24 protein-coding genes are annotated in these 23,941 nt (G+C 61.2%); 11 read left to right on the top strand and 13 right to left on the bottom strand.

Going from position 1 to position 23,941, the window contains the following annotated elements; genetic code table 11:
• Positions 1-255: 255 nt before the first annotated feature.
• From K1X12_RS10705 to K1X12_RS10685, 5 genes are all read right to left on the bottom strand, one after another.
• Complete coding sequence (locus K1X12_RS10705; RefSeq protein WP_220987583.1) at positions 256-1,350, bottom strand: oxidoreductase family protein; 1,095 nt, start codon at positions 1,348-1,350, stop codon at positions 256-258.
• 11 nt (positions 1,351-1,361) lie between these two features.
• Positions 1,362-1,967, bottom strand: coding sequence for a hypothetical protein (locus K1X12_RS10700; protein WP_220987582.1), 606 nt, complete (start codon positions 1,965-1,967; stop codon positions 1,362-1,364).
• A gap of 18 nt (positions 1,968-1,985) precedes the next feature.
• Positions 1,986-2,792 (bottom strand): pyrroline-5-carboxylate reductase, encoded by an 807-nt coding sequence (gene proC / locus K1X12_RS10695; RefSeq protein WP_220987581.1) that lies wholly within the window; start codon positions 2,790-2,792, stop codon positions 1,986-1,988.
• A 9-nt stretch (positions 2,793-2,801) separates the two neighbouring features.
• Positions 2,802-3,305, bottom strand: coding sequence for a type III secretion system chaperone family protein (locus tag K1X12_RS10690; RefSeq protein WP_220987580.1), 504 nt, complete (start codon positions 3,303-3,305; stop codon positions 2,802-2,804).
• A 111-nt stretch (positions 3,306-3,416) separates the two neighbouring features.
• On the bottom strand, positions 3,417-3,671 hold the full coding sequence (locus K1X12_RS10685; RefSeq protein WP_220987579.1) for an accessory factor UbiK family protein: 255 nt from the start codon (positions 3,669-3,671) through the stop codon (positions 3,417-3,419).
• 75 nt (positions 3,672-3,746) lie between these two features.
• Between K1X12_RS10685 and lgt the strand changes: the two genes are divergently transcribed.
• The 4 genes from lgt to K1X12_RS10665 all read left to right on the top strand — a co-directional run bounded on the left by lgt (position 3,747) and on the right by K1X12_RS10665 (position 7,296).
• Positions 3,747-4,694 carry a prolipoprotein diacylglyceryl transferase gene (gene lgt / locus K1X12_RS10680; RefSeq protein WP_225907946.1) on the top strand — a complete coding sequence of 316 codons (948 nt, stop codon included), beginning with the start codon at positions 3,747-3,749 and terminating at the stop codon, positions 4,692-4,694.
• A gap of 73 nt (positions 4,695-4,767) precedes the next feature.
• Positions 4,768-5,118, top strand: a complete 351-nt coding sequence (locus K1X12_RS10675; protein ID WP_220987578.1) for a DUF6713 family protein — start codon at positions 4,768-4,770, stop codon at positions 5,116-5,118.
• 28 nt (positions 5,119-5,146) lie between these two features.
• Entirely contained in the window at positions 5,147-6,193 is a 1,047-nt protein-coding gene (locus K1X12_RS10670; RefSeq protein WP_220987577.1) for a class I SAM-dependent methyltransferase, read from the top strand.
• Between the two features lie 101 nt (positions 6,194-6,294).
• Complete coding sequence (locus K1X12_RS10665; RefSeq protein ID WP_220987576.1) at positions 6,295-7,296, top strand: LLM class flavin-dependent oxidoreductase; 1,002 nt, start codon at positions 6,295-6,297, stop codon at positions 7,294-7,296.
• Between the two features lie 68 nt (positions 7,297-7,364).
• Here K1X12_RS10665 and panD read toward each other — a convergent pair whose 3' ends face one another.
• Positions 7,365-7,721: an aspartate 1-decarboxylase gene (gene panD, locus K1X12_RS10660; protein ID WP_220987575.1), complete on the bottom strand. Its 357-nt coding sequence runs from the start codon at positions 7,719-7,721 to the stop codon at positions 7,365-7,367.
• Positions 7,722-7,962: 241 nt separating this feature from the next.
• On the opposite strand from panD, the gene K1X12_RS10655 reads away from it, so the two are divergent.
• The 3 genes from K1X12_RS10655 (at position 7,963) to K1X12_RS10645 (ending at position 11,338) form a co-directional block, all read left to right on the top strand.
• Positions 7,963-9,369, top strand: coding sequence for a hypothetical protein (locus tag K1X12_RS10655; protein ID WP_220987574.1), 1,407 nt, complete (start codon positions 7,963-7,965; stop codon positions 9,367-9,369).
• 34 nt (positions 9,370-9,403) lie between these two features.
• On the top strand, positions 9,404-9,940 hold the full coding sequence (locus K1X12_RS10650; RefSeq protein ID WP_220987573.1) for a pseudouridine synthase: 537 nt from the start codon (positions 9,404-9,406) through the stop codon (positions 9,938-9,940).
• A gap of 102 nt (positions 9,941-10,042) precedes the next feature.
• Positions 10,043-11,338 (top strand): mechanosensitive ion channel family protein, encoded by a 1,296-nt coding sequence (locus K1X12_RS10645; RefSeq protein ID WP_220987572.1) that lies wholly within the window; start codon positions 10,043-10,045, stop codon positions 11,336-11,338.
• Between the two features lie 76 nt (positions 11,339-11,414).
• On the opposite strand, the gene K1X12_RS10640 is transcribed toward K1X12_RS10645, so the two are convergent.
• Together K1X12_RS10640 and ubiA are read right to left on the bottom strand one after the other, a co-directional pair.
• Positions 11,415-13,448 (bottom strand): peptide MFS transporter, encoded by a 2,034-nt coding sequence (locus K1X12_RS10640; RefSeq protein WP_369426098.1) that lies wholly within the window; start codon positions 13,446-13,448, stop codon positions 11,415-11,417.
• 193 nt (positions 13,449-13,641) lie between these two features.
• Positions 13,642-14,589, bottom strand: coding sequence for a 4-hydroxybenzoate octaprenyltransferase (gene ubiA, locus K1X12_RS10635; RefSeq protein ID WP_220987570.1), 948 nt, complete (start codon positions 14,587-14,589; stop codon positions 13,642-13,644).
• Between the two features lie 117 nt (positions 14,590-14,706).
• Between ubiA and K1X12_RS10630 the strand changes: the two genes are divergently transcribed.
• Positions 14,707-15,489 (top strand): 16S rRNA (uracil(1498)-N(3))-methyltransferase, encoded by a 783-nt coding sequence (locus K1X12_RS10630; protein ID WP_220987569.1) that lies wholly within the window; start codon positions 14,707-14,709, stop codon positions 15,487-15,489.
• Here K1X12_RS10630 and K1X12_RS10625 read toward each other — a convergent pair.
• Both K1X12_RS10625 and K1X12_RS10620 read right to left on the bottom strand, forming a co-directional pair.
• Positions 15,474-16,004, bottom strand: coding sequence for a dihydrofolate reductase family protein (locus K1X12_RS10625; RefSeq protein WP_220987568.1), 531 nt, complete (start codon positions 16,002-16,004; stop codon positions 15,474-15,476). The two genes, K1X12_RS10630 and K1X12_RS10625, sit on opposite strands and share 16 nt — an antisense overlap.
• Before the next feature lie 22 nt (positions 16,005-16,026).
• Positions 16,027-16,665, bottom strand: coding sequence for a DUF6891 domain-containing protein (locus K1X12_RS10620; RefSeq protein ID WP_220987567.1), 639 nt, complete (start codon positions 16,663-16,665; stop codon positions 16,027-16,029).
• A gap of 213 nt (positions 16,666-16,878) precedes the next feature.
• On the opposite strand from K1X12_RS10620, the gene K1X12_RS17215 reads away from it, so the two are divergent.
• The 3 genes from K1X12_RS17215 (at position 16,879) to K1X12_RS10605 (ending at position 19,661) form a co-directional block, all read left to right on the top strand.
• Complete coding sequence (locus K1X12_RS17215) at positions 16,879-17,331, top strand: GNAT family N-acetyltransferase (protein ID WP_220987566.1); 453 nt, start codon at positions 16,879-16,881, stop codon at positions 17,329-17,331.
• Positions 17,332-17,574: 243 nt separating this feature from the next.
• The gene (locus tag K1X12_RS10610) at positions 17,575-18,951 is read left to right on the top strand and encodes a glutamate--cysteine ligase (RefSeq protein ID WP_220987565.1); all 1,377 of its coding nucleotides are present in this window, start codon (positions 17,575-17,577) and stop codon (positions 18,949-18,951) included.
• Between the two features lie 44 nt (positions 18,952-18,995).
• On the top strand, positions 18,996-19,661 hold the full coding sequence (locus K1X12_RS10605; RefSeq protein WP_220987564.1) for a DsbA family oxidoreductase: 666 nt from the start codon (positions 18,996-18,998) through the stop codon (positions 19,659-19,661).
• 4 nt (positions 19,662-19,665) lie between these two features.
• Here K1X12_RS10605 and K1X12_RS10600 read toward each other — a convergent pair whose 3' ends face one another.
• The 3 genes from K1X12_RS10600 to K1X12_RS10590 are packed head-to-tail and all read right to left on the bottom strand — an operon-like array spanning position 19,666 to position 23,900.
• Positions 19,666-21,396: an ABC transporter ATP-binding protein gene (locus tag K1X12_RS10600; protein ID WP_225907945.1), complete on the bottom strand. Its 1,731-nt coding sequence runs from the start codon at positions 21,394-21,396 to the stop codon at positions 19,666-19,668.
• A gap of 46 nt (positions 21,397-21,442) precedes the next feature.
• Entirely contained in the window at positions 21,443-22,564 is a 1,122-nt protein-coding gene (locus tag K1X12_RS10595; RefSeq protein ID WP_225907944.1) for an inositol monophosphatase family protein, read from the bottom strand.
• Positions 22,551-23,900, bottom strand: a complete 1,350-nt coding sequence (locus tag K1X12_RS10590; RefSeq protein ID WP_225907943.1) for a TldD/PmbA family protein — start codon at positions 23,898-23,900, stop codon at positions 22,551-22,553. Before K1X12_RS10590 ends, K1X12_RS10595 begins: the two co-directional genes overlap by 14 nt.
• Positions 23,901-23,941: the final 41 nt, after the last annotated feature.

The raw sequence follows: 23,941 nt of genomic DNA, 5'->3' as shown, positions 1-23,941 counted from the left end.
GTTCCTGGCGATGGCACGACACCCGGCTTCTCCGGGGTCAGTTCGAGCACCATACACAGGCGACCTTAAGCCTAGCCCTAACCTCGAAAGTCAGTTTGGCAGGCTCTGTTAGGACAGTGTTTGGAAACCTGTTCCGGGCCGGGACAGGCAGACTATTTCTGCCTTTTTGCTGCCCCGATGATGACAAGCCAGAAAGAAAAGCCGCCCCGGAGAGGGGCGGCGTTAACAAGAAAAGTTGGAATGTGAACGCTTGGGTCAGGCGAGAGCCTTCAGAAGCTCCAGCGAGTTATTGTCACGCACCTGCGCACAATGCCGACGCAGCATGGTGAGGAACATTTCATCACCTCGTTCGGTCTGCTTCACCAGCATCGCGGCACCGAAGGCAACCGAAATGCCATAGAAACTGAACCAGCGATAATGTTCGTAGAGCTCATCGAAGGAATAATTCTTCACACCCTCTGCCATGAGTTTCTCATGATAGAAGCGCAGCAGGTCTTGCTCGTGCCTGGGCCGCTCCTCCCGCGTCAGTCCCGCCCCGATGAAATAGGCAACGTCATTGGCCGGAGCACCTCGGCTGGTGGTTTGCCAATCCACGACCACCAACGGCTTTTTAGCCGTGGGCGGACCAAACAGCATGTTGTCGAGGCGGAAGTCATTATGCGTCAGCGCGAAAGGGCCGCTATATTGCTCACCCCACCCCCGCGTAAGCGCAACGGCGTAAGCGTCTCCCACTTCAATATTCTCTGGCGACAGGTGCTTGGCGTAGCGTTCCTTGAACCCTGCCCATAACCCAGCCACCTGCTCGCTCCCCAGCGCTGGTGGCGGCGCCTTACTGGAGCCCTGCAGCCAGTCATAATCGTCAAGGCTCGGTTCATTCCAATAGGCGGCGTGAAGAATGGCAGCCGCCCCCAGCGCGCGGCGCGCCTCGTCCACACCGCAGCCCTTCAGCTGGTCGCCCTGTTCCGATGGCGCCATGTCTTCCATGATCAAAGCGAACCGGTTCGTCTCTTCGTCATAATCCGTATAGAGAGCGCTCGGCGTGATGCGACCCGCGACTTTCGGGAAAGTGCGGTAAAACATCACTTCGCGCCTGTAGTGACCCAGCAACTTTGCGGTCATCAAGCTTGCCTCGCTTCCCGAAGGAAACTTGCCGACAAGCGAGCGCGGCGCGTCCGGTCCTGCCTTTGCATATTCAAATACGAAGCGGACATTCTCGCCGATCTGGCCTGTGCCGATCGACTTGGACGTCAATGACTTCACTTCGGCATGAATGCCGATCTCGCTGAACAGATTGTTGAACCAGTCGGGGCCCAGTTCAAGAGGGTTGGTATCCAATCCCGGACGGCTCATGTTTCCTCCACTTATACATTTTCATTTTTCTTTTCTGTGTTTCGTCCGGTGAACCGGCGCAGCTGCCCCAGGCGCTCTTCGGCGCGGCGCAGCCCTTTGTCGAGCGCAGCCATAGTCAGGGCAAAGTCGACACTTTTCTCACGACGCCAGGCGCGTTCCGTTTCGCCGACAACAAAGGCAATCGCAATCCGCTTGAGGCTGGCAGGCGCCCCGGCATCATCATCGATGCCGGCTGAGGCGAGTGCCCAGGCGGCCGTAGCGTGCCGGTGAACCGGCAGGCGCACCACATGACTCAGCGAACTTTCTCGAAACTTCATCAGCTCACGGAGACCGTCGCGATAGGGCTCCATTGCCTCAAATCGCTTCATCATCACATCGAACAGACGTTCACGTGCCGAGCTATCTTCAGGCACGCCATCAGCCGACATGGCACGGTCGAAATAGCCATCCATCGCTTCCAGGATCTCTTCCCGTCCGCCGATGCCGTGAAAGTCCTGAAGGGTGAGGCCAGCCTTTGCGGCGATTTCCGCGAGCGTGATTTCGGACCACCGCTTGCCAGCCGCGAGATCCAGAGCTGCGAGAAGCCCTTTCTCAATGACTGGATCTATGACGGCCACCGAACTTCCTCCTGTCGCTCAGTCCGCCTCTTGCGATAGCTGCCGGTCGCGGCTTGCGGCGGCAGCGAGTGCGGTTCTGAACAGTTGAGGCATCCCACTCGTGCCCATGAGGATGTCAAGAGCCGCCTGGGTGGTGCCGCCGGGAGAGGTTACCGCCTTCCTCAACGCTTCCGGGCTTTCCTCACTGCCAGCCATCAGCGCTGCGGCACCTTCGACTGTGCGACGAGCGAGGCTGGCCGCCAGATCCCGCGGCAACCCCTGAGCAACACCGGCTTCGGTCATCACTTCAGCAAGCAGGAAGATATAGGCCGGGCCGGAGCCGGACACAGCGGTGACCGCTGACATCAGCCCCTCGTCCACCGGTCCGTGAACATCGCCAAGCGGAGCAAGAATTTCACGCGCCGCAGCGATGTCTGCTTTCATCGCGCCCTGCGGCGCGCAGAAAGCCATCACCCCCTGCCCGATAGAGCCGGGCGTGTTTGGCATGGACCGGATGACGCGCTCCGTTCCGAGACGGCGCGACAGCTGCGCAAGGCGCACGCCCGCCATGATGGAGATCGCAAGCGTCTTGGGGCCAACATATTCTTTGGCCGTCTCCGAAATCGCCGCGAATTGCTGCGGCTTGACCGCGAGCACGACAATCCCGCTGGGCGATGGCTCCGGATTGAGGCGAATACGCCCCTGCTCAGCCAGCTCCCGGATCTCGTCATGCGGCGACGGCTCAATGACCGAAATCTCGCGATCCGGGCCTTTCAGCCAGCCGCGCAACAATGCCGACCCCATGCGGCCCGCGCCGACCAGCGTGAGAGATGCAGGCCCCGCCATTGTGCCGACTCAGGCTTCGCCGTGCGTTTCGAACATAACAGCATCAATTGCCTCCCGCGGGCTTTTGCCAGCCCAGACGAGGAAATTGAATGCTGGCATGAACCGATCAGCCGCGCTGACGGACGCCGCCATAACGGCGCGCACTTCGCCCTCGGTGAGCTCGTCACGGCCTTCCATCGGGAAGGTATAGCGGAAGATGATCACGCCATCGTCCGCCCAAAAATCGAAATGCCCCAGCCAAAGCCGCTCATTGGCCAGCATCACCAGCTCCGCAATTGCAGCGCGTTTAGCTTCCTGCGGTTTGACGTCCAGCGTCATTGAATAATGAACGGCAGCCGGTTCGGGGCGGTAGGCGAACAAGGCGCCCATATCGCCCCAGCGGGTCTCTGCAACGACCTGCAAAGTGCCTTCTTCGTCTCGTTCCGCAGGCCATCCGGCGTCTTCCAGAACGTCTTCGACCAATTCCAGGGGATCAAGCGCCATCAGATGGCTGCGGCTAAGTTCAAGGCTCATGATCGGGCCTCCGCGTTTGGATAATTGCAAGCTGCCGGATTCGCTCCCCAAATCCAACACCACTCAACGCCGACGGGCTCGGCGATGTCAAAGTTCATGAGCAGTTAACGGTCAGCTTTCGGTGGATTTTCCCGCTTCGAGCGCCGCGATGCGCGCCTCCAGCAGCTCGACACGCTCCAGAGCGGCCGTTGCAATGGCTTTCAAAGCTTCGACTTCGTCGCGCCCTGCGAGGTCCATATCAGTGATCAGCGCACGCACACGCGCCTGGGCGGCCGTCTTGGCTTCCTCGCCCGCCGCACGGGCCGCGCCGAGGGCGCCAGTCATGAGGCCTGCGATGTCATCAAGCAGTGGATTTGTGCCTGTCATGCGGCTACTCCTTCGCGCCGGGTGTGCTGCTGGACTATCAGATAAGGTGCCCGCCAGACAGGGAAAAGACGCCGCATGACTGAACTGCTCGCCGCGCTCACCATCTTCATGGGTGAAACGTCGCTCAAGTTTCCGGAATGGAGCCCGGCGCTCTTCTCCATCGACTTCGGCTTCATGGGCCTCGGGACCTTCCACCTGCGCTGGTATGCGCTCGGCTACATCGCCGGGATCGGCCTTGCCTGGTGGTATGCGAACGAATTGCTGAAGCGCCCCGCGCTGTTCGGCGGCAACGCGCCGCTCGACAAGAATGGCCTCGATGACCTGATGTTCTGGATCATCATCGGCATCATCCTGGGCGGACGTATCGGCTACATCCTGTTCTATATGGTTCCTTACCAGTGGGATCTGATCGCGGCCGATCCGATGGCCCTGGTCCGCATCTGGGATGGCGGAATGGCATTCCATGGCGGTATGGCAGGCGTGGCGGTGGTGCTCGCCTGGTTCGCGATGAAACGCGGCGTCAACTTGTTTTCTATTGGGGACATTGCGGGCGTGACGGCGCCGATCGGCATCGGGCTCGTACGCATTGCGAACTTCACGAATGGAGAACTCTATGGCCGCCACACCGAAGCTTCGGTCGGCATGGTGTTTCCGGAGGGCTATGTTCCGGGCTCAACGCCGCCTGCATACAACTGGGCGACTGGAGACTGGGTCTATACCGGCCTCGAACTTCCCCGCCATCCGAGCCAGCTTTACGAGTCCGCGCTGGAAGGCTGGCTGCCCCTGCTGGTGCTCTCGATCCTCATTTGGAAGTTTGGCGCGCTGAAGCGCCCTGGCCTTGTCGCGGGGCTGTTCCTGCTGATGTATGGCACAGGCCGCTCGATCGTCGAGAACTTCCGCGAGCCGGATTCCTTTGTGCACACCCTCCCTCAATGGCTGACAATGGGAATGCTCCTCTCAATCCCGATGTGGGTGGGCGGTATCCTGCTTGTCTGGAATGCCTTGAAATCAAGGAAGAATTGACCTTAAAGCTCATCAACACAAATTTTTGCCGCCATTTAAGGAATTGCATGCGCAATCCAGGAAGGGGAGCGCGATGGGTACAGATCGCCTTTACAGGCTCACAGCGGCCTGCCTGATCGTGCATGAGCTCGAAGTCGTTTTTTTACCGGAATGGACTGCTTTTCACGACGCCTCAAATCCTGTGCAGCAAATCATCATGTTAGCGCATGTGCCCGTCATCTTTGGAATGCTGATCGCTGCAGAGCTGACGCGCCGGATCAGTATTCGCGTCGGGATCTGCATGTTTGCGGTCCTCCATGTCGGTCTTCACTGGGTTTATCGTAACCACCCCTTTCATGACCTCAGCTCGGCAACCTCCTGGGTGCTGATCCTGCTGGCAGGGATCTTCGGAGCGGCCTATCTGGTGCCGGAGAAGGCGCGCTAGGCGTAGCACAACTGCGGCAGGAATACCGATGACCCTGGAAGAACGGCTGATCCGCCTGATCGAGACGGAAGGCCCAATCCCCCTGTCGACCTACATGCAAATTGCTCTGCATGATCCCAAACAAGGGTACTATGCCGCCCGCCCCGGTATTGGCCGTGACTTCACCACTGCGCCGGAAACCAGCCAGGTGTTCGGAGAGCTGATCGGCCTGTGGTTGGTGCATGAATGGCGCGCAATGGGCGAGCCTGCCGCTTTCCGCCTTGTCGAGATCGGGCCCGGCCGCGCCCTGCTGTTGCATGATGCCCTGAAGATCGCGTCTTTGGCGGGCGGCGAAGCATTCCTGAAGGCGGCGCAGCTCACGCTGGTTGAGCCGAGCCCTGCCCTTCGCCTTGTCCAGAAGGAACGGCTCGCCCGATTCAATCCCAGCTTTGCCAGGCAGCTGAGTGATGTGCCGCCAGGCCCCATGCTTCTGGTGGCGAACGAATATCTCGACTGCCTGCCCGCCCGGCAATTCCGGCGCGATGGCGAACGCTGGCGCGAATGCGTCATCGGCCTCTCGCCAGAACGCAGCCTTGTCATGGGCCTCGCCGCCGACGAACCGCGCCCGCCGGCCGGCGCAACGCTGACCGGCGATGTTGTGGAGGTCCAAACCGGACTTGATCTCGTCGTGGCAGACCTTGCTTCCCGCAAGGAGCCCTTCCGTGCCCTTTTCATCGATTACGGCCCGGCAGACAGGGCGCCCGGCGACACGCTGCGCGCGTTTCGCAAGGGACAGCAAGTTTCGCCTCTTGCCGAGCCCGGCGCCAATGACCTGACGGTCGACGTCGACTTCGGACGGTTCGCCCGCCTCGCTGCATCTGCATCGCTCGATGCGCACGGCCCGGCGCCGCAGGGAATGTTCCTGCTGGGGCTCGGCGCGCAGGCTCGCCTCAACCAGCTGATCAAGGCAAATCCTGATCAGGCTGAAGAGATATTCAACGCGGCCCAGCGCCTGATTGATCCGCAGCATATGGGCGAGCGCTTCAAGGCCATCTGCCTGTCATCCAGCGGCCTTCCCAAGCCTGCGGGCTTCTGATCGCGCCGTCGCCTATTGGCATCATCCGGCCAGCCCCCATCTTAAGGCCATCCGAAGATGGCGCGGCCCCAGAGACCTGCGCCGCAATAAAGGACAGAAAATTGGCCGAACTCTCGATCCTTGAGCTGGGACGCGTGCGTGAAGGCTTTACACGCACCGACGCCCTGAACGAAGCACGCCGGCTAGCCCAGCACGCGGAAAGCTGGGGTTACAAGCGCTTCTGGGTTGCCGAACACCACAACATGCCAACCGTCACGACAGCGGCGACATCTCTGGTCATCAGTCACATTGCAGCTGGCACCAAAACCCTGCGCGTTGGCGCGGGTGGCATCATGCTGCCAAATCACGCGCCCTATGTGATTGCCGAACAATTCGGCACGCTGGAAGCGCTCTATCCCGGCCGGATCGACCTTGGCCTTGGCCGCGCGCCTGGCACTGACCAGCTGACCCTGCGCGCCCTCCGGGTGCACCCCGAAGAGTCCGAACGTTTCCCGCAGGATGTTGTCGAGCTTCAGATGTGGCTCGGCCCGGTGAAGGAAGGCCAGCGCATCGAAGCGGTTCCCGGTTCCAACTCCAATGTTCCGCTCTGGATCCTCGGCTCCAGCCTCTTTGGCGCACATTTGGCTGCCGAGCTGAGCCTGCCTTATGGCTTTGCCTCCCACTTTGCTCCGCAAGCGCTGGACGAAGCGCTCGCAGTCTACCGCTCAAGGTTCAAACCCAATGAGAAGATGGCCAAGCCCTATGCTTTGATTGGCGCCAACATCATTGCAGCCGATACCGATGAGGAAGCCCGCTACCTTGCCACGTCGCAGCAGATGTCCTTCGCCAATCTCGTGCGCGGCGAACGCAAGCTGACCCAGCCCCCCATCGACGACATCGACACCTATTGGAGCCCGATGGAAAAAGCCCGGGCTGCCGCCATGCTGGAAGTCGCCATCATCGGCTCGCGAGACACCGTGAAACGCGGGATCGACAAGCTGCTTGCACGGACGAATGCCGATGAAATCATGGTGGTCTCGGACATGTACGATCCCGAAAAGCGCCTGCACTCATTTGAGATCATCGCCGAAGTGATGGGCGCAAAAAACCTGTCCCACGCCTGACACCGAAAAAGGAAAAGCCGACAACGCGGGTTGCCGGCTTTTCAATTTCTTCAGTGCAAAGGCGGCGCTTATTGCGTGCGCTTCACCTCATTGCCCTCACCCAGCAACACAACGGTCGGTGCGTGCTGGCGGGCTTTCTCGGCTTCCACGCCGCAGAAAGCTGCAATGATCACGGTGTCGCCCACAGCAAAATGACGGGCTGCTGCTCCATTCACACCAATCGCGCGCGAGCCGCGGGGCGCTTCCAGCGCATAGGTCTGGATTCGGGCACCATTTGTCACGTTCCAGATGTCGACCTTCTCGTGCGGCAGAATTCCCGACGCATCGAGCAGATCCTGGTCGATTGATACCGAGCCTTCATAGTGCAGGTCACATTGCGTGACGGTTGCGCCGTGAAGCTTTGCTTTGAGCATGCTGAGGATCAAGAATGGTCCCTCCAGGACACCGTGAGAACTTTTGCTCACCACGAGAATATGGGGACATCCCGCAGCGCAGCAAGGGCTTATTGCATTGCAAACCAAGGACCGTAAAGGCGCGGTATGTAAACTCTGTCGCCAGGTTTCGTAATGCCAAGACAATCGCAAATGCGAAATGTCCTGACTCGCCAGACTGTTCCGACGCTGTTAACCCTCTCGAAAATGCCGCGCCGCTTCAGGGGAGGACGAGATGCGCAACAATTACACCGCAATGGCCCGGCTGGGCCTGCTTGTGACGACCGCGATGCTGCTCACCGCCTGCACCACAACGCCGGACGCGCCGCCGCCGAGGCCCGACCCGGTTCCCGCACCTCCTCCACCCCCACCTCCGCCTCCTCCGCCCCCGCTCATTCCGGACCGGAATTCCGGCATGACGCCCGAAGAATGGGAAGAAGTTGGCGGCGCTCCGACGACCGGATCGCCTGCCCCCGGCGCCGGGCGCGAAGCCCTGCGCAACCGCTCGGCTGGCCGCGCGCAGGATTTCCTTCCCTACATTGATGTTGCGATCGAGCCGGACATACTTGTTTCGGGCATCGGCCCGCAGCTTCAGGATCGGTATACGCGGCTCCAGATCGTGACACTGGACCCGGACAGCTATGACATCGAAGGCGTGGCCAGCGGTGGCCGTAAGAGCAAGGACGATACCCGGAACTATAACCGCGAGAGCCGCAACTGGTTCCAACGGACGATCTCCGGCTCTCGCAATATAACGCGGACCCTGCTCGCCGAATTCGATATTTCCAGTCCGGACATCAAGACGTCGAAAGCGCTGTTCTCCTCGACCTTCGAGTCTGACAACGCGAAGGGCGAAGCCTGGACCACGAATGAGAGCATCTCGGTCTACGCGACTCCCTATTTCAAGGTGAGCCCCAACACGACCATAGAAGGCCGTTTCCGGATGCAGCTCTCAGATGAGCGGCAGAGTTCAGCCGGAGCAAATGTCATGTCGGCGCTGCAAACGGCGGCAAACCTGATTGCGCCAACGTCTGCGCTGGTGACCTACTTCAACGCGCCTGCCATGCAGCAAGCCTCCAGCTTCCTGAACAGCCAATCGACCGCCCTGTTCGGCCAATCCATTACAGAGCAGTCCACTGGCGCTTTTGCAATCCGCTCGTGGACGGATGAACCGATTCTGATCGTCAATGCCTCCATGCCGCCTGCAGGAAACATCAAAGACACCGCCAGGAAGATGGGCGTCGGCAAATGGGCCATCTATCTGGACGAGCCCATTCCTTCGGTTCTGACTGCGCGCACCTTTGGCACCGGCGAGCCTGACTATGCAGGCGTCAGCTCTGCCGACGTGCTGGCCTTCCAGATTGGCGCGGACCTGCGCGTCTATGACTATATCTTCTCGCGCCTCGACATGAGCGACCGGATCGCCTCTCTCAATGAGAACGCAGATCCCGACACCGCGCGCGTCATCTGCACGCGGATTTCGCGCGGGCTTTCGGAGATTGGCTTCACGACGTTTGATGCGGCGGCCGGGGTCTGGGCTGCGTCGGAATCCGACCAGTTCAACACCGCTGCGCGGCAAGCCCTGCAGGACGCCGCAACATGCGAAGCAATGACGCTCTGGCAATTCATCAATGGCGGGTGATGCAAATTCCGGCGAGCTTCAGTAGAACGCCGGAATGACCCTCATCCTGTTCAATAAGCCTTTTGGCGTCCTCAGCCAGTTTACCGACGAAGGCAGCGGCAAACCCACACTGAAGGATTACATACACTTGCCGGGCGTTTATCCCGCCGGCAGGCTGGATTTCGACAGCGAGGGCCTGCTCATCCTAACCAATGACGGCCGCCAGCAGGCGCAAATTGCCAATCCAAAACACAAGCTGCCGAAGACCTATCTGGCGCAGGTCGAGGGCATTCCCTCCGAAGACGCGCTTATCTCCCTCCGGCGAGGAGTCGACCTGAAAGACGGGCGAACACGACCGGCCCTCGCGCGCATTGTGCCCGAGCCCAAAAATCTCTGGCCGCGCGATCCGCCCATCCGCTACCGGAAATCCGTGCCAGACACCTGGGTCGAGCTCTCAATCACAGAAGGGAAAAACAGGCAGGTGCGCCGCATGACGGCAGCAGTTGGCCACCCCACGCTCAGGTTAATCCGCATACGCATCGGCGACTGGGACCTGGATGGCATTGAACCGGGGAAATGGCGCAAAGCCTGACAGTATTTGAAGAATCCGAAAAATATCAGCGTTAGCGGTTCACATTGGCATCGGCGTCCCCTAGGTCCTGCCTGAACTCCAATCTTGGCAAGAGGGCTGATGATGGCAGCGCCGGCTGTATTGAATGAACTTGAAGGCTGGTGGCAGTCAAACGCTCCAGCATGGGCGACAAATGCAACAGATTGGATTGTAGGCATCTGGAATGAAGGTGCTTATGGCCTTACCTTTGGGCAGATTATTACCGTCACAGTTATTATGTCTCTGGCGATTCTGCTGCGCGGACTGATCGCCAAAACAGCTGTTGTCTGGATCACACGAGCCGCAGCCGGATCACACACCAAAGTCGATGACGCGCTCGTTCACGCAATCTCATTGCCGCTCCGCGTCATACCGGTTGTTATCGGGATCTACGCCTCGATCCAGATCCTGAATGTTGATCCTCAGATCGAAAACTTCGCCAACAAGCTAATGCAGTCTGTTGTTACACTGACGGTTTTCTGGTCGCTGTCGCGCGCCGTCCGAATGCTCGAATACGTCATGTCGGGACTCAAGAACTCGCTGTCGGGTCCGGCCGTCGACTGGATGATTAAAGCGCTGCAATTTATTCTCATCGCGCTGGGCCTGGGCGCCGTTGCACAGCAATGGGGTATCGCCGTTGCGCCTCTCCTTGCCGGTCTGGGTGTATTCGGCATCGCGGTCGGCCTTGGGGCGCAGGATTTGTTCCGCAATCTCATCTCCGGGCTGCTTATCATTGGCGAGAAACGTTTTGTGCCCGGCGAATGGATCCTGGTGGATGGTGTGGTCGAGGGTACGGTCGTGCGCATCAACTTCCGCTCGACGCTTGTGCGCCGCTTTGACCAGAGCCCGGTGTATGTTCCCAACTCAAAGCTCGCAGATGCCGCCGTGACGAACTTTTCGCGCATGACACATCGCCGGATCAGGTGGGCTGTCGGCGTGGAATATTCGACGAGCGTCGACCAGCTCAAAAACATAAGACAAGAGCTGGAAGACTGGCTGATGAACGATGACCGCATCGCCAAACCGCCGGAAGTCGCCCTGTTTGTCCGTGTTGATGCATTCAACGCCAGCTCGATCGACTTCTTGATCTACACCTTCACCAAAACCACAAATTGGGGTGAGTGGCTGAAGATCAAGGAAGAGTTCGCCTATGCGGTCATGGACATCATTGAACGTAACGGCGCTGCCTTCGCCTTCCCGAGCCAGACCATCTACATGAACCAGGAAGACCCGCCGGAACTAATGGTGCCCCCGTCCGGAACAGGACAAGGCCCCAAGCGGCTCGCCCCCCCGGACAACTCCCGCGCCGGGGCCCAGGGCTCCACCAGCGATGAGGCCTCTTCCTCTTCCGAGATGAGTGAAAGCGCCGAATCCGCCTGAGGGCGCAAAACCCGGATAACAAAAAAGCGGGGCGCTCCTTGGGAGCGCCCCGCTTCATTCTGAATGTTGAACCAGATCAGTTGTGGCCGACGGAGTCGGTGCTCAGCGGACGCTCCTCAACATTAGCTTCCGCCATCCAGCGCTTCACGAGCGGGGCAATCAGCAGCATCAGGAATCCGATCAGCATCCCGATATAACCGATGGACGAGAATACCTGGATGTAATTTGATTTCGCATCAGCCACATCGATGATCTGTCCACCAACTGTTTCTGCGCCAGCCGCCGCCGCGATGACACCTGACATGGCGTTGCCAAGGCCCGAATAGACAAACCATGCGGCCATGAACAAGCCAACCAGCGACGCTGGCGCCAGTTTCGTCATGGCCGACAGGCCGACGGGCGAGAGCATCAGCTCGGAAATCGTGTGAATCCAGTAGATCGCGAAGATGAAAAACACTGGGGTAAGCGCAGCAGCGCCCGTGCCAGACATGCCGCCGACAAGCACCAGATAGCCGAGACCCGCACCAAACACGCCGATGGCGAATTTCACAGGCGTAGAAGGCTCCCAGCCTCGCTTTGCGAGCCACAGCCACAGCCAAGCAACAACTGGCGCGAACAGGAAGATAAAGCCCGCATTGAGCGACTGGAACACTGGTGTCGGAACGTTCCATCCAAAGATGTTGGTGTCGACGAGACGGCTGGTCACCAGCGTCAGCGAGGAACCCGCCTGCTCGAAAAGGGACCAGAACGGGATCTGCGCCACAGCAAAATAAACCGCCGCCCACATACGTGTGCGGGCAGCGCCCTTGAGACGGACGATCGAATAACCGATCAGCGCGACGAACATGCCAATGCCGGTGATCATCGCCAGCGTGTTGACGATGCCGGCATTCATCAACAGCGCAATCGAAACGCCGATAATGCCCAGCGCCGATGCATAGCAAGCCGTCTCGACGGTGATGATACCAAAGACTTTCTCGCGCAGTTTCTCACGCGAGGGCGGCTCTGCTTTCCCGTCGAGCCAGGGCTGGCCATACTGGAATACGACGAGGCCGAACAACATCCCGAGCCCGGCCGCGCCGAAACCCCAGGCCCAGCCATAGACGATGCCGAGAATACCGCAGGTCCAGGTCGCCAGGAACGAACCGAGGTTGATGCCCATATAAAATAGCGTGAAGCCGCCATCCCGGCGCGGATCGCCTTCCGGATAGAGATCACCCACGATGGTGGAAATATTCGGCTTCAGGAAGCCCACACCGGCAATGATCAGCGCCAGCGAGATGTAGAGAATATTCACATAGAGCTTCTGCTGCTCAACTTCCGTGGAGAATGTGCCGTCCGCAAAGACGGCAACAGGCGCTGAGGTGTCCGGCGCAGCGGCGGTCGTAGCATCCGCCAGCAGAAGAATGTCGGTCTCGCTATGCTCGGAAAGCGCAATCTTCTGCCCATCCATCTCGACGATCATGCCGTCGGCAGTCTCGTCGATGTGGTAGGACACCCCATTCAGGTAGAGCGTGGTTTCCGGCTCCGGACCAGCGCAGCCGAGGTTTGCGAGTGCGCAGATATTCTGGATGAAGCTGCGCGCGCGGCGCTGTACTTCATAATCGCCCGTGCCATCTTCGCCGATGGGGAGAAGGCGCTGGTCCCCCAGCATGGCATAGTGGGTGGAGCGGAAGATGACGCGGCGGCTTTCGCCATCGTAATCAAGGAACAGTTGCCGGCGATTATCGCGCCCTTCGGCCTGAACTTCGTAATTGCCTGCCTGCGTGATCAGCGTTTCGCGCGAGCCCTGTCCTTCGAACGCCATCCCGAAATGGCCCGCGACCAGTAAGATTGCGCCGAACGTGACTGCCTTGCGCTGCCCCAAATACTTGTCCGACAGGACGCCGCCGACAATCGACATGATGTAAACAAGCGCGATGTAGGCGCCGTAAATCACGTTCGACCGCTCATCCGAGAACAGGAAGTGCTGGGTCAGGTAGAGCAGCAGAAGGCCACGCATCCCGTAATAGGAGAAACGTTCCCACATCTCGGTGAGAAAGCAGATAACCAGCCCCCTCGGATGCCCCAGAAAGCTCTTCTCTGAAGCTGGTATTGTCGTATCTGTCACTTGCATGCTCCCCAGCGCGCTGAACTTTCGTCGGCTCCGCTGCCGCGGGCCGGATTGTGACGAAGGTTTGACCATGCCCCGGCCCCCTGCTCAAGGCAGTTTCTGCCGTTTCCGGCCCACAGGGCGAAGGGGTGTTACGCCGGGGGCGACAATCAGGGGCAATTGTTGCTCGACCAGCGCAAACCTTGTGCGATCAGGGCACCATGGCCGCGATAAGGAAGCCTGCAGCGACGATCGCGCCCGCCAGAACGTTTGACTTGAACATGCGCAGCGCCTCACCTTCGCCCTTGGTCTTCAGGGTCATCGCCTGCCATGCACCATGGGCGAGGAATGCCAGCGCGGTCACCGCGCCCAGCCTGCCGGCACCCTGCGCATAGGCGCCAAGGCCGATCAGCGCGGCTGCGCCCAGATGGAAGCCAAAGCAGATCAACACCGCGCGCTGCCCAAACAGACGCGCGGTGGAACGCACGCCGATCAGTGCGTCATCTTCCCGGTCCTGCAGGGCGTAGATCGTGTCGTAGGCGATCGTCCAGAGTATGAGGCCGGAATAAAGAATGTAGGTTGGCCCGGTGATCACATCGGCGGTCGCCGCGCCGACATAGACGCCCCAATTGAAGGTGAGCCCCAGCCAGGCCTGCGGCCACCAGGTGACGCGCTTCGTATAGGGGTAGATCACCACCAGCGGGATGGCGAGTAGCGCCGCCAGCTTCGCGTCGCCCGGCAATGCAATCCAGATCAGGAACCCTACGCCCAGCTGCGCCAGCAGGAAGGCGTAGGCCTGCTTGACCGAGACCGCGCCGGACGGGATGGGTCGGGCAGCCGTGCGGGCAACTCTGGCGTCGAATTCCTTGTCGGTGATGTCGTTCCAGGTGCAGCCTGCACCGCGCATTACCGTGGCCCCGATCAGGAACAGCACAATCCAAAGCGCATCGATCGGCGCCAGCCCGGTAGAGAAACGCGCAAAGCCGAGCCCCATCACGCAAGGCAGGAACAGCAGCCAGACGCCGACCGGCCGGTCGAGCCGCGCCAGCATGGCATAGGGCTGCCACGCCTTGGGCAAGCCGCGCAGCCAGCGGGGCAGCGCGGAATCAGCCGGAATGCTGAAATCTCCGGCAGTCTCAGGGGGTTGGCGGGTGTTCATCACCGGAAGATATAGAACATTTGAAATCAACCCGCACGGGGCGTGCCCTCAAAACCACAGGAAGTTGCGCAACTGCAACACCTTAACAGGCGCGCCGGGGCGCCCTATAGCGCGAATATGGCCACGATCCCCCGTCTCTATGTTGACGCCCCCCTCGCCGAAGGCGGCGTCCTTGCGCTGGACGATGAACAATCGAACTACCTCCTGCGCGTCCTCCGGCTGGAGGATGGCGCGGCGGTCCGCCTGTTCAACGGGCGCGACGGGGAATGGTCTGCGCAGGTCCAGAAGGTGTCCGGCAAGCGCGCGGAAGCGACGCCGTTGAAACAAACACGGTCACAACAGGGACAAACCGGGACACGTCTGACCCTTCTCTTCGCGCCGGTGAAGAAGGACCAGACCGATCTTATCATCGAGAAGGCGACCGAGCTGGGCGCGGCCCGGTTGGTGCCGGTCCTCACCGAGCGGACCCAGACCCGGACCGTGCGCACCGACCGGTTCCGCAAGATCGCGCTGGAAGCCGCAGAGCAGACCGAGCGGCTGGACCTGCCGGAGATCCTCGAAGCCGCCGGGCTCGACGCGGCGCTGGACGCCCTGCCCCGCGGCACAGCCCTGATCTTCTGCGACGAAGCCGGCGACGAGGCCGAAGCCCCCTGGGGCGGCGAGGCGGGCCGGGCAAGGCCGATGCTGGACGTGCTGGCAGAATTGAAGGGACGCCCCGCCGCGATCCTCACCGGCCCGGAAGGCGGCTTCACCTCCGGCGAGCGCGCCTTCCTGCGCGGGCGGGCGGATACCTGGCCGGTCGGCCTCGGCCCCCGCATCCTGAGGGCAGAAACGGCGGCGATTTCAGCGATGACACTGTGGCAGGCCGTGTGTGGGGACTGGGATCAGGCCGGAACGTAGGTGAGGCGGATTACATCGGCGCCGATACGGTCGGTGGCTGTCAGGCGCAGGCGGGAAAGCGGACCGGCGAAATAGCGCTTTCCCGCGCCGATGACGACGGGGTGAAGATACATCCGATACTCATCAATGAGGCCCAGCTTGGATAGGCTGTGGGCGAGTTGCGGGCCTGAGACTTCCATATAGCCGCTAAGGCGGGATTTGAGGTCGCGCACCGTGGCTTCCAGATTGTCCGACACCAGCGTCGCGTTGGGGCCGACCGATTTCAATGTTCCGGACACGACCCATTTGGGCTGCTTGCGCCAGACCTCGGCATATTCCCGCTCCGGCGCGCCCCATTCGGGATGTTCTTCATCCCAATAGCGCATCACCTCATACATGTTGCGGCCATAGATCGTACCCGCTGAGGCGCGAACGTCCTCAATAAAGTGCCGGAAAAGATCAGTATCCGGCGCAAATTCCATATAATCGACATAGCCGTCGAGAGACTGGTTCAGGGCGTAGACGAGTTTGGCCATGGGAGAGCATAGCCTTCGCTTTTCAGAAAAACCACCGCTTGATCGGTTTGGGGATCGGGCCTTCCCAGCGGCGTTTCCAGTCGAGCGAGACAGCGATGCGGCTGCCGAGGTCGCCGTCCCATTGCGGACGCAGGCCGACCGATTTCAGGACATCGAACAGCCGCGCGCCGATGGCGAGGGATTTTTCCTCACTCCAGTCCGGATCGGCGGTGCCATAGTTGAAGTAGAGCCCCTCGCCTTCAATCGCGCGCTCGGTGTCTTGCTGGTGGAAGAAGACATACCCTTTGGCGCGCCGGCCAGTTTCGACGGCAAAGTCTTCGATCTCGTCGACGATCTCCGAAGCGCCGCACCTGCCGCAGCAGGTGAAATTCTCCCGCGCGACGATGTCTTCGTCCTCCAGCGCATCGAAAGCGGCTTGCAGGCGGTCGTAATCGGTCAGGACGGGCCATCTGGCCTGTTCGCGCGTGAGATCGGCCACGGCGCGGATGAGGGCGTTGCGGACCTCGATTTTGAGGTCGCGATCGGACAGGGTTTCGGTTTCATCTTCCACGAGTTCGAGGAGAGACTCTTCAATATATTCGAGGGGCTCATAACCGCCACGCACGAGGGCACGGGCGGTCTGGTCGAGATAGTTGCGATCCTCTTCCGACAGGCGTGACATGAGCAGCGGGCTCCAAACAAGGCAGCAAGACCTGGTACGGTACTGTTTATGTAAATTGAGGGCTGGCAATTGTCATCGCCCATCATTGCCGGTAAGCACGATCGCCTGAAGAAGGAGCTTTATGCGCAGAGAATAACGAAGCGCCGCAACGCGGCACCGCTTGGCACCCGTTCGGGTGTCGTCTCTGTTTGCATAAATAACTCCGGAGTTCTCATGAAGAACGAAGAAATACGGATCCGTGCCTATGACCCGGCAACGGACCTCAAAACACTGTCTCAAATCTGGTTTGATGCTTCCCTGATTGCGCATGCCTTCATTGGTGAAGCGCAATTGCGCAGCCAGCAGGTGCTGATTGAAACGCAATATCTCCCCAGTTCCGAAACCTGGGTGGCTTGCCGGATGGATGAGCCAGTCGGGTTCATCAGCCTGCTGGATACGTTTGTGGGCGGGCTTTTCGTGAAGCCGGGCCTTCAAGGGTTCGGGATAGGCCGAACGCTCGTCGAGCACGCTATTGGCCGGAAAGCTGAGCTTCAGCTGGAAGTCTACGCAGATAACCTTCAGGCATGCGACTTCTACCGCAGACTGGGCTTTCAGGAACTTTCCCGGCGGGAACGTGATGACCAGGGGCTGCCATTCGAGAATGTGCACATGGTTCTCAGAAAGTGATATCTGGAGAGGCGGCCGCAAGCCGCCTCTTTTTTTGGCCAGGAAAGCCGCTGCCTGGCGATAGGGCGAGGTGCCCCCCGGCGGTTCGCAGACCGTGGAAGGCCGGATTCGCCCCGGACGAAAGGCTGGCATATTACAACCATGCCGAAACTGACCGTTCAATAAAATGCAGTCCCCGGTTGGCGATGCCACATTTCAGCCTTATCTCCCCTGCCGGAGAAACAGTTTCAGGAGAGCGCCGCGATGACCACGCCAACGAGCGACATCGACGAAGCGTCACCGCGCATCTCTGGCAAGCATGAGCTGGTCGAGTACCTTGAAGCGGGCTCAAAGCCCCGTACCGACTGGGCCATCGGCACAGAGCATGAAAAATTTGGCTTCATCTGGGACGGCCTGAAGCCCTTGCCCTATGAAGGCAAAGCGTCCGTTCTGGCGATGCTGGAAGGCCTGCGGGACCGGTTCGGCTGGGAGCCGATTCTGGAGGGCGGATACCTCATCGGCCTCAAAAAAGACGGCGCCAGCGTAAGCCTTGAGCCCGGCGGGCAGTTCGAGCTTTCCGGCGCGCCGCTGAAATCCATCCACGAGACCTGTATCGAGGTGGGCCGCCACCTGAAGGAAGTGCGTGAGATTGCCCAGCCTCTTGGGGTCGGCTTCATTGGCCTTGGCGCCAGCCCCGTGTGGAGCATGGCGGAAACGCCGGTGATGCCCAAGGGACGCTACAAGATCATGACGGCCTATATGGACAAGGTGGGTCGCCTTGGCCGCCAGATGATGTTCCGCACTTCGACCGTGCAAACCAATCTCGATTTCGGCTCCGAAGCCGACATGATCCAGAAATTCCGCGTGTCGCTGGCGCTACAGCCGCTCGGCACGGCGCTGTTTGCGAACTCGCCCTTCCTTGAAGGCCGCCCGAATGGCTTCCTCTCCTACCGCTCGCATATCTGGACCGACACCGATCCGGACCGGTCCGGTATGCTGCCTTTCGTGTTCGAAGATGGATTCGGGTTTGAGCGCTATGTCGACTACGCCCTCGATGTGCCGATGTATTTCGTGCGCCGGGGCGGCAAATATCTCGACGCGTCGGGCCTTAGCTTCCGCGACTTTATGGATGGCAAGCTACCGATCCTGCCGGGTGAAAAGCCTGCGATGGACGACTTTGCCGATCACCTCTCCACCATCTTCCCGGAAGTGCGCCTGAAGCGCTTCCTGGAGATGCGCGGCTCAGATTCCGGCCCGTGGGACCGGCTCTGCGCCTTCTCCGCCTTCTGGACCGGCCTGCTCTATTCGCAATCCTCGCTGGATGCGGCTTGGGACCTGGTGAAGAACTGGACGGCGCCGGAGCGCGAAGCAATGCGCCAGGCGGTGCGTACACTCGGCCTCAATACGCCGATCCCCGGTGGCCGCTCGATGCAGGATCTTGCCAAAGAGGCGCTGGAAATCAGCCGGGCTGGCCTGAAGGGCCGCGTTCTTTCGGCGGCGGGCGACGATGAAACAGGCTTCCTGACGGGGCTCGACGAGATCGCCGCCTCGGGCGTCACGCCAGCCGAGCGCCTGCTGCAGCGCTATTACGGCCCGTGGAACCGCGACGTGAGCAAGGTCTTCGCCGAAGAGGCATATTGAGCCTATACTCGCGGCAATAAGAACCAAAGCAAGGAGGACCGCCCATGACCGTCGCCATCGAAATGGTCTCGGACCTCGTCTGCCCCTGGTGCTGGCTCGGCCTGCGCCGCATTCAGGAAGCGATTGCGCGAACGCCGGATATTCAGGTCCAGCTGCTCTTCCGCCCGTATGAACTCGATCCCACCATTCCGGCCGGCGGCGTCGCCTACAAGGAATACATGGACAGCCGCATCACTTCGCCAGAAGGCAAGGAACGCATGGCGATGATGCGCCAGGCGCTGGTCGATTACGGCAATGCCGAAGACATTCCCTACCGGTTCGATGCCGTAAAGCACCGCCCCAATAGCTTCGATGCCCACCGCCTCGTGCGCTGGGCGCAGGGCCAGGGAAAAGGCGCGGCGGCGAAGGAAGCCCTCTTCCGCGCCTATTTCAACGAAGCGCGCGACATTGGCGATCACGCCGTGCTGATCGACATTGCCCGCTCGATTGATCTGGACCCGGAGATTGTTGCCGATCTTCTGAAATCAGGCGCTGATGTCGAGGCGACCCGCCAGGAAGCCGACATGTTCCGCCAGATGGGTATTTCCGGCGTGCCGACTTATATCGCCAACCGCCGCGTTGCCGTGCAGGGCGCCGAAAGCGCGGAGAAGCTGGAACGCTTCATTCGTCACGCTGCCACCCAACTGCCGCAGGAACGCCCGGCGGGTTGATCGGTCAGCTGAGCTGAAGCTCCACCAGCCGGCGATAGGCTCCGCCTGCTGCCATCAGCGCTTCATGGCTGCCTTCTTCGACTGCCCGACCCTCTTCCATCACGATGATGCGGTCTGCCGCGCGCACGGTGGAGAGGCGGTGAGCAATGATCAGCACGGTGCGGCCTTTGCCGAACCCCGCTAGCGCGGCCTGCACCTTTGCTTCGCTTTCCGCGTCGAGGGCAGAGGTTGCCTCATCCAGCAGCAGGACCGGCGCGCCGCGCAGGATGGCGCGAGCCAGCGCCACGCGCTGGCGCTGTCCGCCAGACAGGTTACGCCCCATTTCGCCAGCCGGCGCGTCATAACCACCGGGCAGCGCAGAAATGAAATCATGCGCGTTCGCGGCGCGGGCAGCGGCCTCGACCTCTTCGCGGCTCGCGCCAATGCGGCCAAGGGCGATGTTGTTGGCAATCGTGTCGTCAAACAGGGCAGAGTCCTGCGCCACGAGGCCCATCTGCCCGCGCAGGCTCGCGCCGGTCACATCACGCACATCGGCGCCGTCCACCAGGACGCTTCCGGCCGACGCATCATAGAGGCGCATGAGCAGGTTGAAAACGGTCGACTTGCCCGCGCCAGACGCGCCGACAATCGCCACTGTCTCGCCCGGCCGGGCGGCAAAGCTGAGCCCCTTGAGGGCCTGCGTGCCATCGGGATAGGCAAAGTGAACATCGCGGAATTCGATCTCACCCCGGACGTTTTCGAGCTTTCCGGCGCCTGTGCGGTCTGCGACCACGGGCGGCTGATCGACAATCTCGAACACACGGTCAGCGGCGGCGGCGCCTTCCTGCGCGACCGCGCCAATAGCGCCCAGCGCGCGCACTTCCGGCGCGGCAATGCCGACGGCGGCGATGAAGCCGAGGAAATCGCCCAGCGTGCTTTCGCCCTGCGCGATGCGCCAGGCAACGAAGCCAAGCAAGGCGGCAAGCGCAAAGCCGCCGAAAACTTCCAGCACTGGGTCAACGCCCGCGCGCTTGGTCAGCACTTTCAGGAAGAGGTGCGAACGTTCGGTAAAGCCTTTCGCGGCGCGCGCCTTCTGCCAGTCTTCCAGCCCATAGGCTTTCACCACGCGGGCCGACTGGATGCCCTCAGTGAGCAGCGAGGTGATCTCGCCAGTCTGTTCCTGCGCGCGTTTGGACCGCTTACGGACGGAGTTTCCGAGCGAGACAACCGGCCCGAGCGCCAGCGGATAGACGACCGTGATGATCAGCGCGAGCTGCCAGTCTTTCCAGAACAGCCAGGCCAGCACGCCGATGACCGTGGCAAGGCTCTTCGGAAAGTTGTTGGCAAAGCGCAGTGCCGCTTCACGGATTGCGACCACATCATTGATGAAGCGCGAGACGTAGGAGCCGGAGGCATCCCCGGAAATCCGCGCAAAGTCGCCATCCGTCAGCGCGTCATACTGGACCGTCTGCACGCCGACGAGGCCGCGCTGGACGCCGGTATTGTTCAGCAGGTTCATCCAGTACATCGACAGCGCACGGCCAATCGTCAGCAGGATGATGGTGGCGATGCCCGCCCAGATCCAGTCGATCGACGCGGCAGCGCCGCCAGCGGCTTTCTCAATGTCCCTCTGCAGGCCGTTGCCCACATAGTCGAGCACGGCGACATAGCCGATACTGCACGCCGCCGAGAGCAGCGCCATCAGCGTGCCGCCGATGAACCATGCTTTCTGCGGCCAGAAATGCGCCCGGAACAATCGGACCAGCGTGCGCTGGTCCTTTTCCTTGGGCGCCGGGGACGTATCAGAGGTGATGGTGATCCCCTGTCGCGGGGTCCAGCAGCTTGTGGGCGTGCAGGATGAAGTAGCGCATCTCGGCCTGGTCTACCGTCCGCTGGGCGGCCGATTTCCAGGCGTCATAGGCTTCCTGATAGTTCGGGAAGGCGCCGACAAAGTCGATCTGGGACAGGTCCTCAAATTCGACATCGGTAACGTCTTTCAGTTCACCACCGAAGACGATGTGCAGCAGTTGTTTGCCGGTTTTCGCGCTCGTGTTCATCCGTTTAGGCTCCGTTGTGGCAGGCGGGTGCTCTGGCGCCCTGGCCTGCGGATCGGGAATGCGTACCACTCCCGAGCGGCGCACTAACAAAGGATGCAGCGCGTTTCCAGAGGCGAGGACACTGCGCTGGGCAGGTATGGTCCGGTTGAACACAAGTGGCTCGCCCTGATGGGTCGTAGCCTGCCCGCCTGCCTCGGTCACGAGCACAGCGCCGGCGGCCACATCCCAGTCCGCCTTCTCGCCCAGCACGAGGGTGGCGTCCCAGTCGCCCGAGGCGACGAATGCCATGCGCAGCAGCGTTGCATTCGGCTTGGGCCGGGCGACCTCAACTTCCGGCCACGGCTCGGGCCAGGAAGGATGGGTCACCACGCCTTCATTGGTGATGAGGCGCAGGCCTTCTTCCTGATTGCGGTGCGAAACGCGCATTGGCGCGCCATTGAGGAAGGCGCCAGCGCCCCTGCGCGCGGCATACATCTGGCCCAGCGCCGGGGCATAGAGAACGCCGGCAACCGCCTGCCCCTCCTCCACGATGGCGAGCGCAATGCACCAGTCTGGATCGCCGCGCATATAGGCGCGCGTGCCGTCAATCGGGTCGACCACCCAGACGCGCGAGGTTGCCCGCGCCGCCGGATCGTCCAGTGTTTCTTCGGAAAGCCAGCCATAATCCGGCCGGGCAGACTGGAGCTGTTTGAGGCAAAGCCGGTTCACGGCGAGGTCGGCCTCGGTGACCGGGCCTTTGCCGCCGGTCTTGTTCCAGGCTTCGGCGCCGCCTTTCAGTGTGTAGGAGAGAGCAAGGTCACCGGCCTCCTTGGCCAGCGCCTGCATCAGCAGCAGATCCTGTTCGAGGGTCCGGTCAGCTGCCAGCAAGGTTCATGTCCTCTATGAGGATCGAGGGTGCATCGCGCGTAGAGCGCAGCTCAAGGTCACTGGCCGGGATCATCCGCGCGAACATCGAGGGCAGATCGCCCGCCACTGTCACTTCAGAGACCGGCCAGGCAATCTCGCCATTCTCGATCCAGAAGCCCGCCACGCCGACCGAATAGTCGCCGGTATTGGGGTTGATCGAGGGGCCGAACATATCGGTCACCAGAAGGCCCTTGCCGACCTGCTTGGCGAGGGCGCCAGGACTGTCCTTGCCGGGCCGCAGGTACACGTTCGAGGTCGTGACCCCCGGCGGATCACCAAAACCGAGTGAGGCAAAGCCATTGGATTGTAGCCCAAGCTGTCGCGCGGACGGCAGGTTCAGCAGCCAGGTGGTCAGCTTGCCGTCTTCGATGAGATGCGTTTCGGCGACCGGCAGGCCTTCGCCATCATGCACGCGGCTGCCCATGCCGAGGGGGCGGAAGGGATCGTCGGTGATGTAGATGCCCTTGGCGAACACCTGCTCTCCCATGCGGTTTTTCAGGTAGCTGACACCGCGGGCAATCGATGGGCCGGAAATCGCGCCGAGGAAGGCGCCCAGCAGGCTGTCAGAGACACGGCGGTCGAAGATGACGGCGGCTTTCTGGGTAGCGATCTTGCGGGCGCCGAGGCGGGCGATGGTGCGCTCGCCGGCGGTCTTGCCGACTTCCTCTGCGCCGGGGCGATCCTTCAGGAAGCGGACCGACCAGCTGTCATAGTCGCGCTCCATCTGGCCGTCCTTTTCAGCGACGGCGGAGAGGCCAAGGCCGGTGGAGGTGCCAGTCTTGTAAGAGCGGAAACCATTGCTGGAGGCGACCCAGCGGGACGAGCGGTTCCAGGAGGAGCCGCAGCCGGCCACGGTCTTCACACCGGCCACAGCGAGCGCGGCGGCTTCTGCTGCAAGTGCTTCACGTTCCAGCAGATCGGCAGAGAGTTCCGCCTCGCCGGAAAGGTCCATATCGGCATTGCCCTGCACCAGCTGGGAGGGGTCTGCCACACCGCAGAATTTGTCTTCAGGAACGGCCTTGGCCATGGCGACGCAGCGCTCTGCCAGGGTCTTCAGGCCCTCGCGGCTGAGGTCGGCGCCAGAGACGCTGGCCTGGCGCTTTCCGAACAGGCAACGCAGGGCGATGCTGGCGCTCTCTTCGCGCTCGATGCTTTCGAGCTTGCCATCGCGCACCGATACGCTGACGCCATCGGCGATTCCGAGGCGCGCATCAGCCGCGTCGGCCCCGGCCTTGCGGCACTGGTCGAGAAGATCGGAAAGCGTGTTTTCGGGGGAAATCTGGGAATCAGCCATCATCGGTAAATGGACCGCACCGGGCCGGTGCGCAACTGGCCCGG

The organism is Hyphomonas sediminis (assembly GCF_019679475.1).
In the GTDB taxonomy this organism is placed as follows: domain Bacteria; phylum Pseudomonadota; class Alphaproteobacteria; order Caulobacterales; family Hyphomonadaceae; genus Hyphomonas; species Hyphomonas sediminis.
Note: the sequence above shows the minus strand (reverse complement) of the source record. Positions and strands in the feature narration are given on the sequence as shown.

Bases quoted from the DNA above. Each gene is read 5' to 3' on its own strand.
- K1X12_RS10705 (WP_220987583.1), bottom strand. From the start codon at position 1,350: ATGAGCCGTCCGGGATTGGATACCAACCCTCTTGAACTGGGCCCCGAC.
- proC (WP_220987581.1), bottom strand. From the start codon at position 2,792: ATGGCGGGGCCTGCATCTCTCACGCTGGTCGGCGCGGGCCGCATGGGG.
- K1X12_RS10690 (WP_220987580.1), bottom strand. From the start codon at position 3,305: ATGAGCCTTGAACTTAGCCGCAGCCATCTGATGGCGCTTGATCCCCTG.
- K1X12_RS10685 (WP_220987579.1), bottom strand. From the start codon at position 3,671: ATGACAGGCACAAATCCACTGCTTGATGACATCGCAGGCCTCATGACT.
- lgt (WP_225907946.1), top strand. From the start codon at position 3,747: ATGACTGAACTGCTCGCCGCGCTCACCATCTTCATGGGTGAAACGTCG.
- K1X12_RS10675 (WP_220987578.1), top strand. From the start codon at position 4,768: ATGGGTACAGATCGCCTTTACAGGCTCACAGCGGCCTGCCTGATCGTG.
- K1X12_RS10670 (WP_220987577.1), top strand. From the start codon at position 5,147: ATGACCCTGGAAGAACGGCTGATCCGCCTGATCGAGACGGAAGGCCCA.
- K1X12_RS10655 (WP_220987574.1), top strand. From the start codon at position 7,963: ATGCGCAACAATTACACCGCAATGGCCCGGCTGGGCCTGCTTGTGACG.
- K1X12_RS10650 (WP_220987573.1), top strand. From the start codon at position 9,404: ATGACCCTCATCCTGTTCAATAAGCCTTTTGGCGTCCTCAGCCAGTTT.
- K1X12_RS10645 (WP_220987572.1), top strand. From the start codon at position 10,043: ATGGCAGCGCCGGCTGTATTGAATGAACTTGAAGGCTGGTGGCAGTCA.
- ubiA (WP_220987570.1), bottom strand. From the start codon at position 14,589: ATGAACACCCGCCAACCCCCTGAGACTGCCGGAGATTTCAGCATTCCG.
- K1X12_RS10630 (WP_220987569.1), top strand. From the start codon at position 14,707: ATGGCCACGATCCCCCGTCTCTATGTTGACGCCCCCCTCGCCGAAGGC.
- K1X12_RS10625 (WP_220987568.1), bottom strand. From the start codon at position 16,004: ATGGCCAAACTCGTCTACGCCCTGAACCAGTCTCTCGACGGCTATGTC.
- K1X12_RS10620 (WP_220987567.1), bottom strand. From the start codon at position 16,665: ATGTCACGCCTGTCGGAAGAGGATCGCAACTATCTCGACCAGACCGCC.
- K1X12_RS17215 (WP_220987566.1), top strand. From the start codon at position 16,879: ATGAAGAACGAAGAAATACGGATCCGTGCCTATGACCCGGCAACGGAC.
- K1X12_RS10610 (WP_220987565.1), top strand. From the start codon at position 17,575: ATGACCACGCCAACGAGCGACATCGACGAAGCGTCACCGCGCATCTCT.
- K1X12_RS10605 (WP_220987564.1), top strand. From the start codon at position 18,996: ATGACCGTCGCCATCGAAATGGTCTCGGACCTCGTCTGCCCCTGGTGC.
- K1X12_RS10590 (WP_225907943.1), bottom strand. From the start codon at position 23,900: ATGATGGCTGATTCCCAGATTTCCCCCGAAAACACGCTTTCCGATCTT.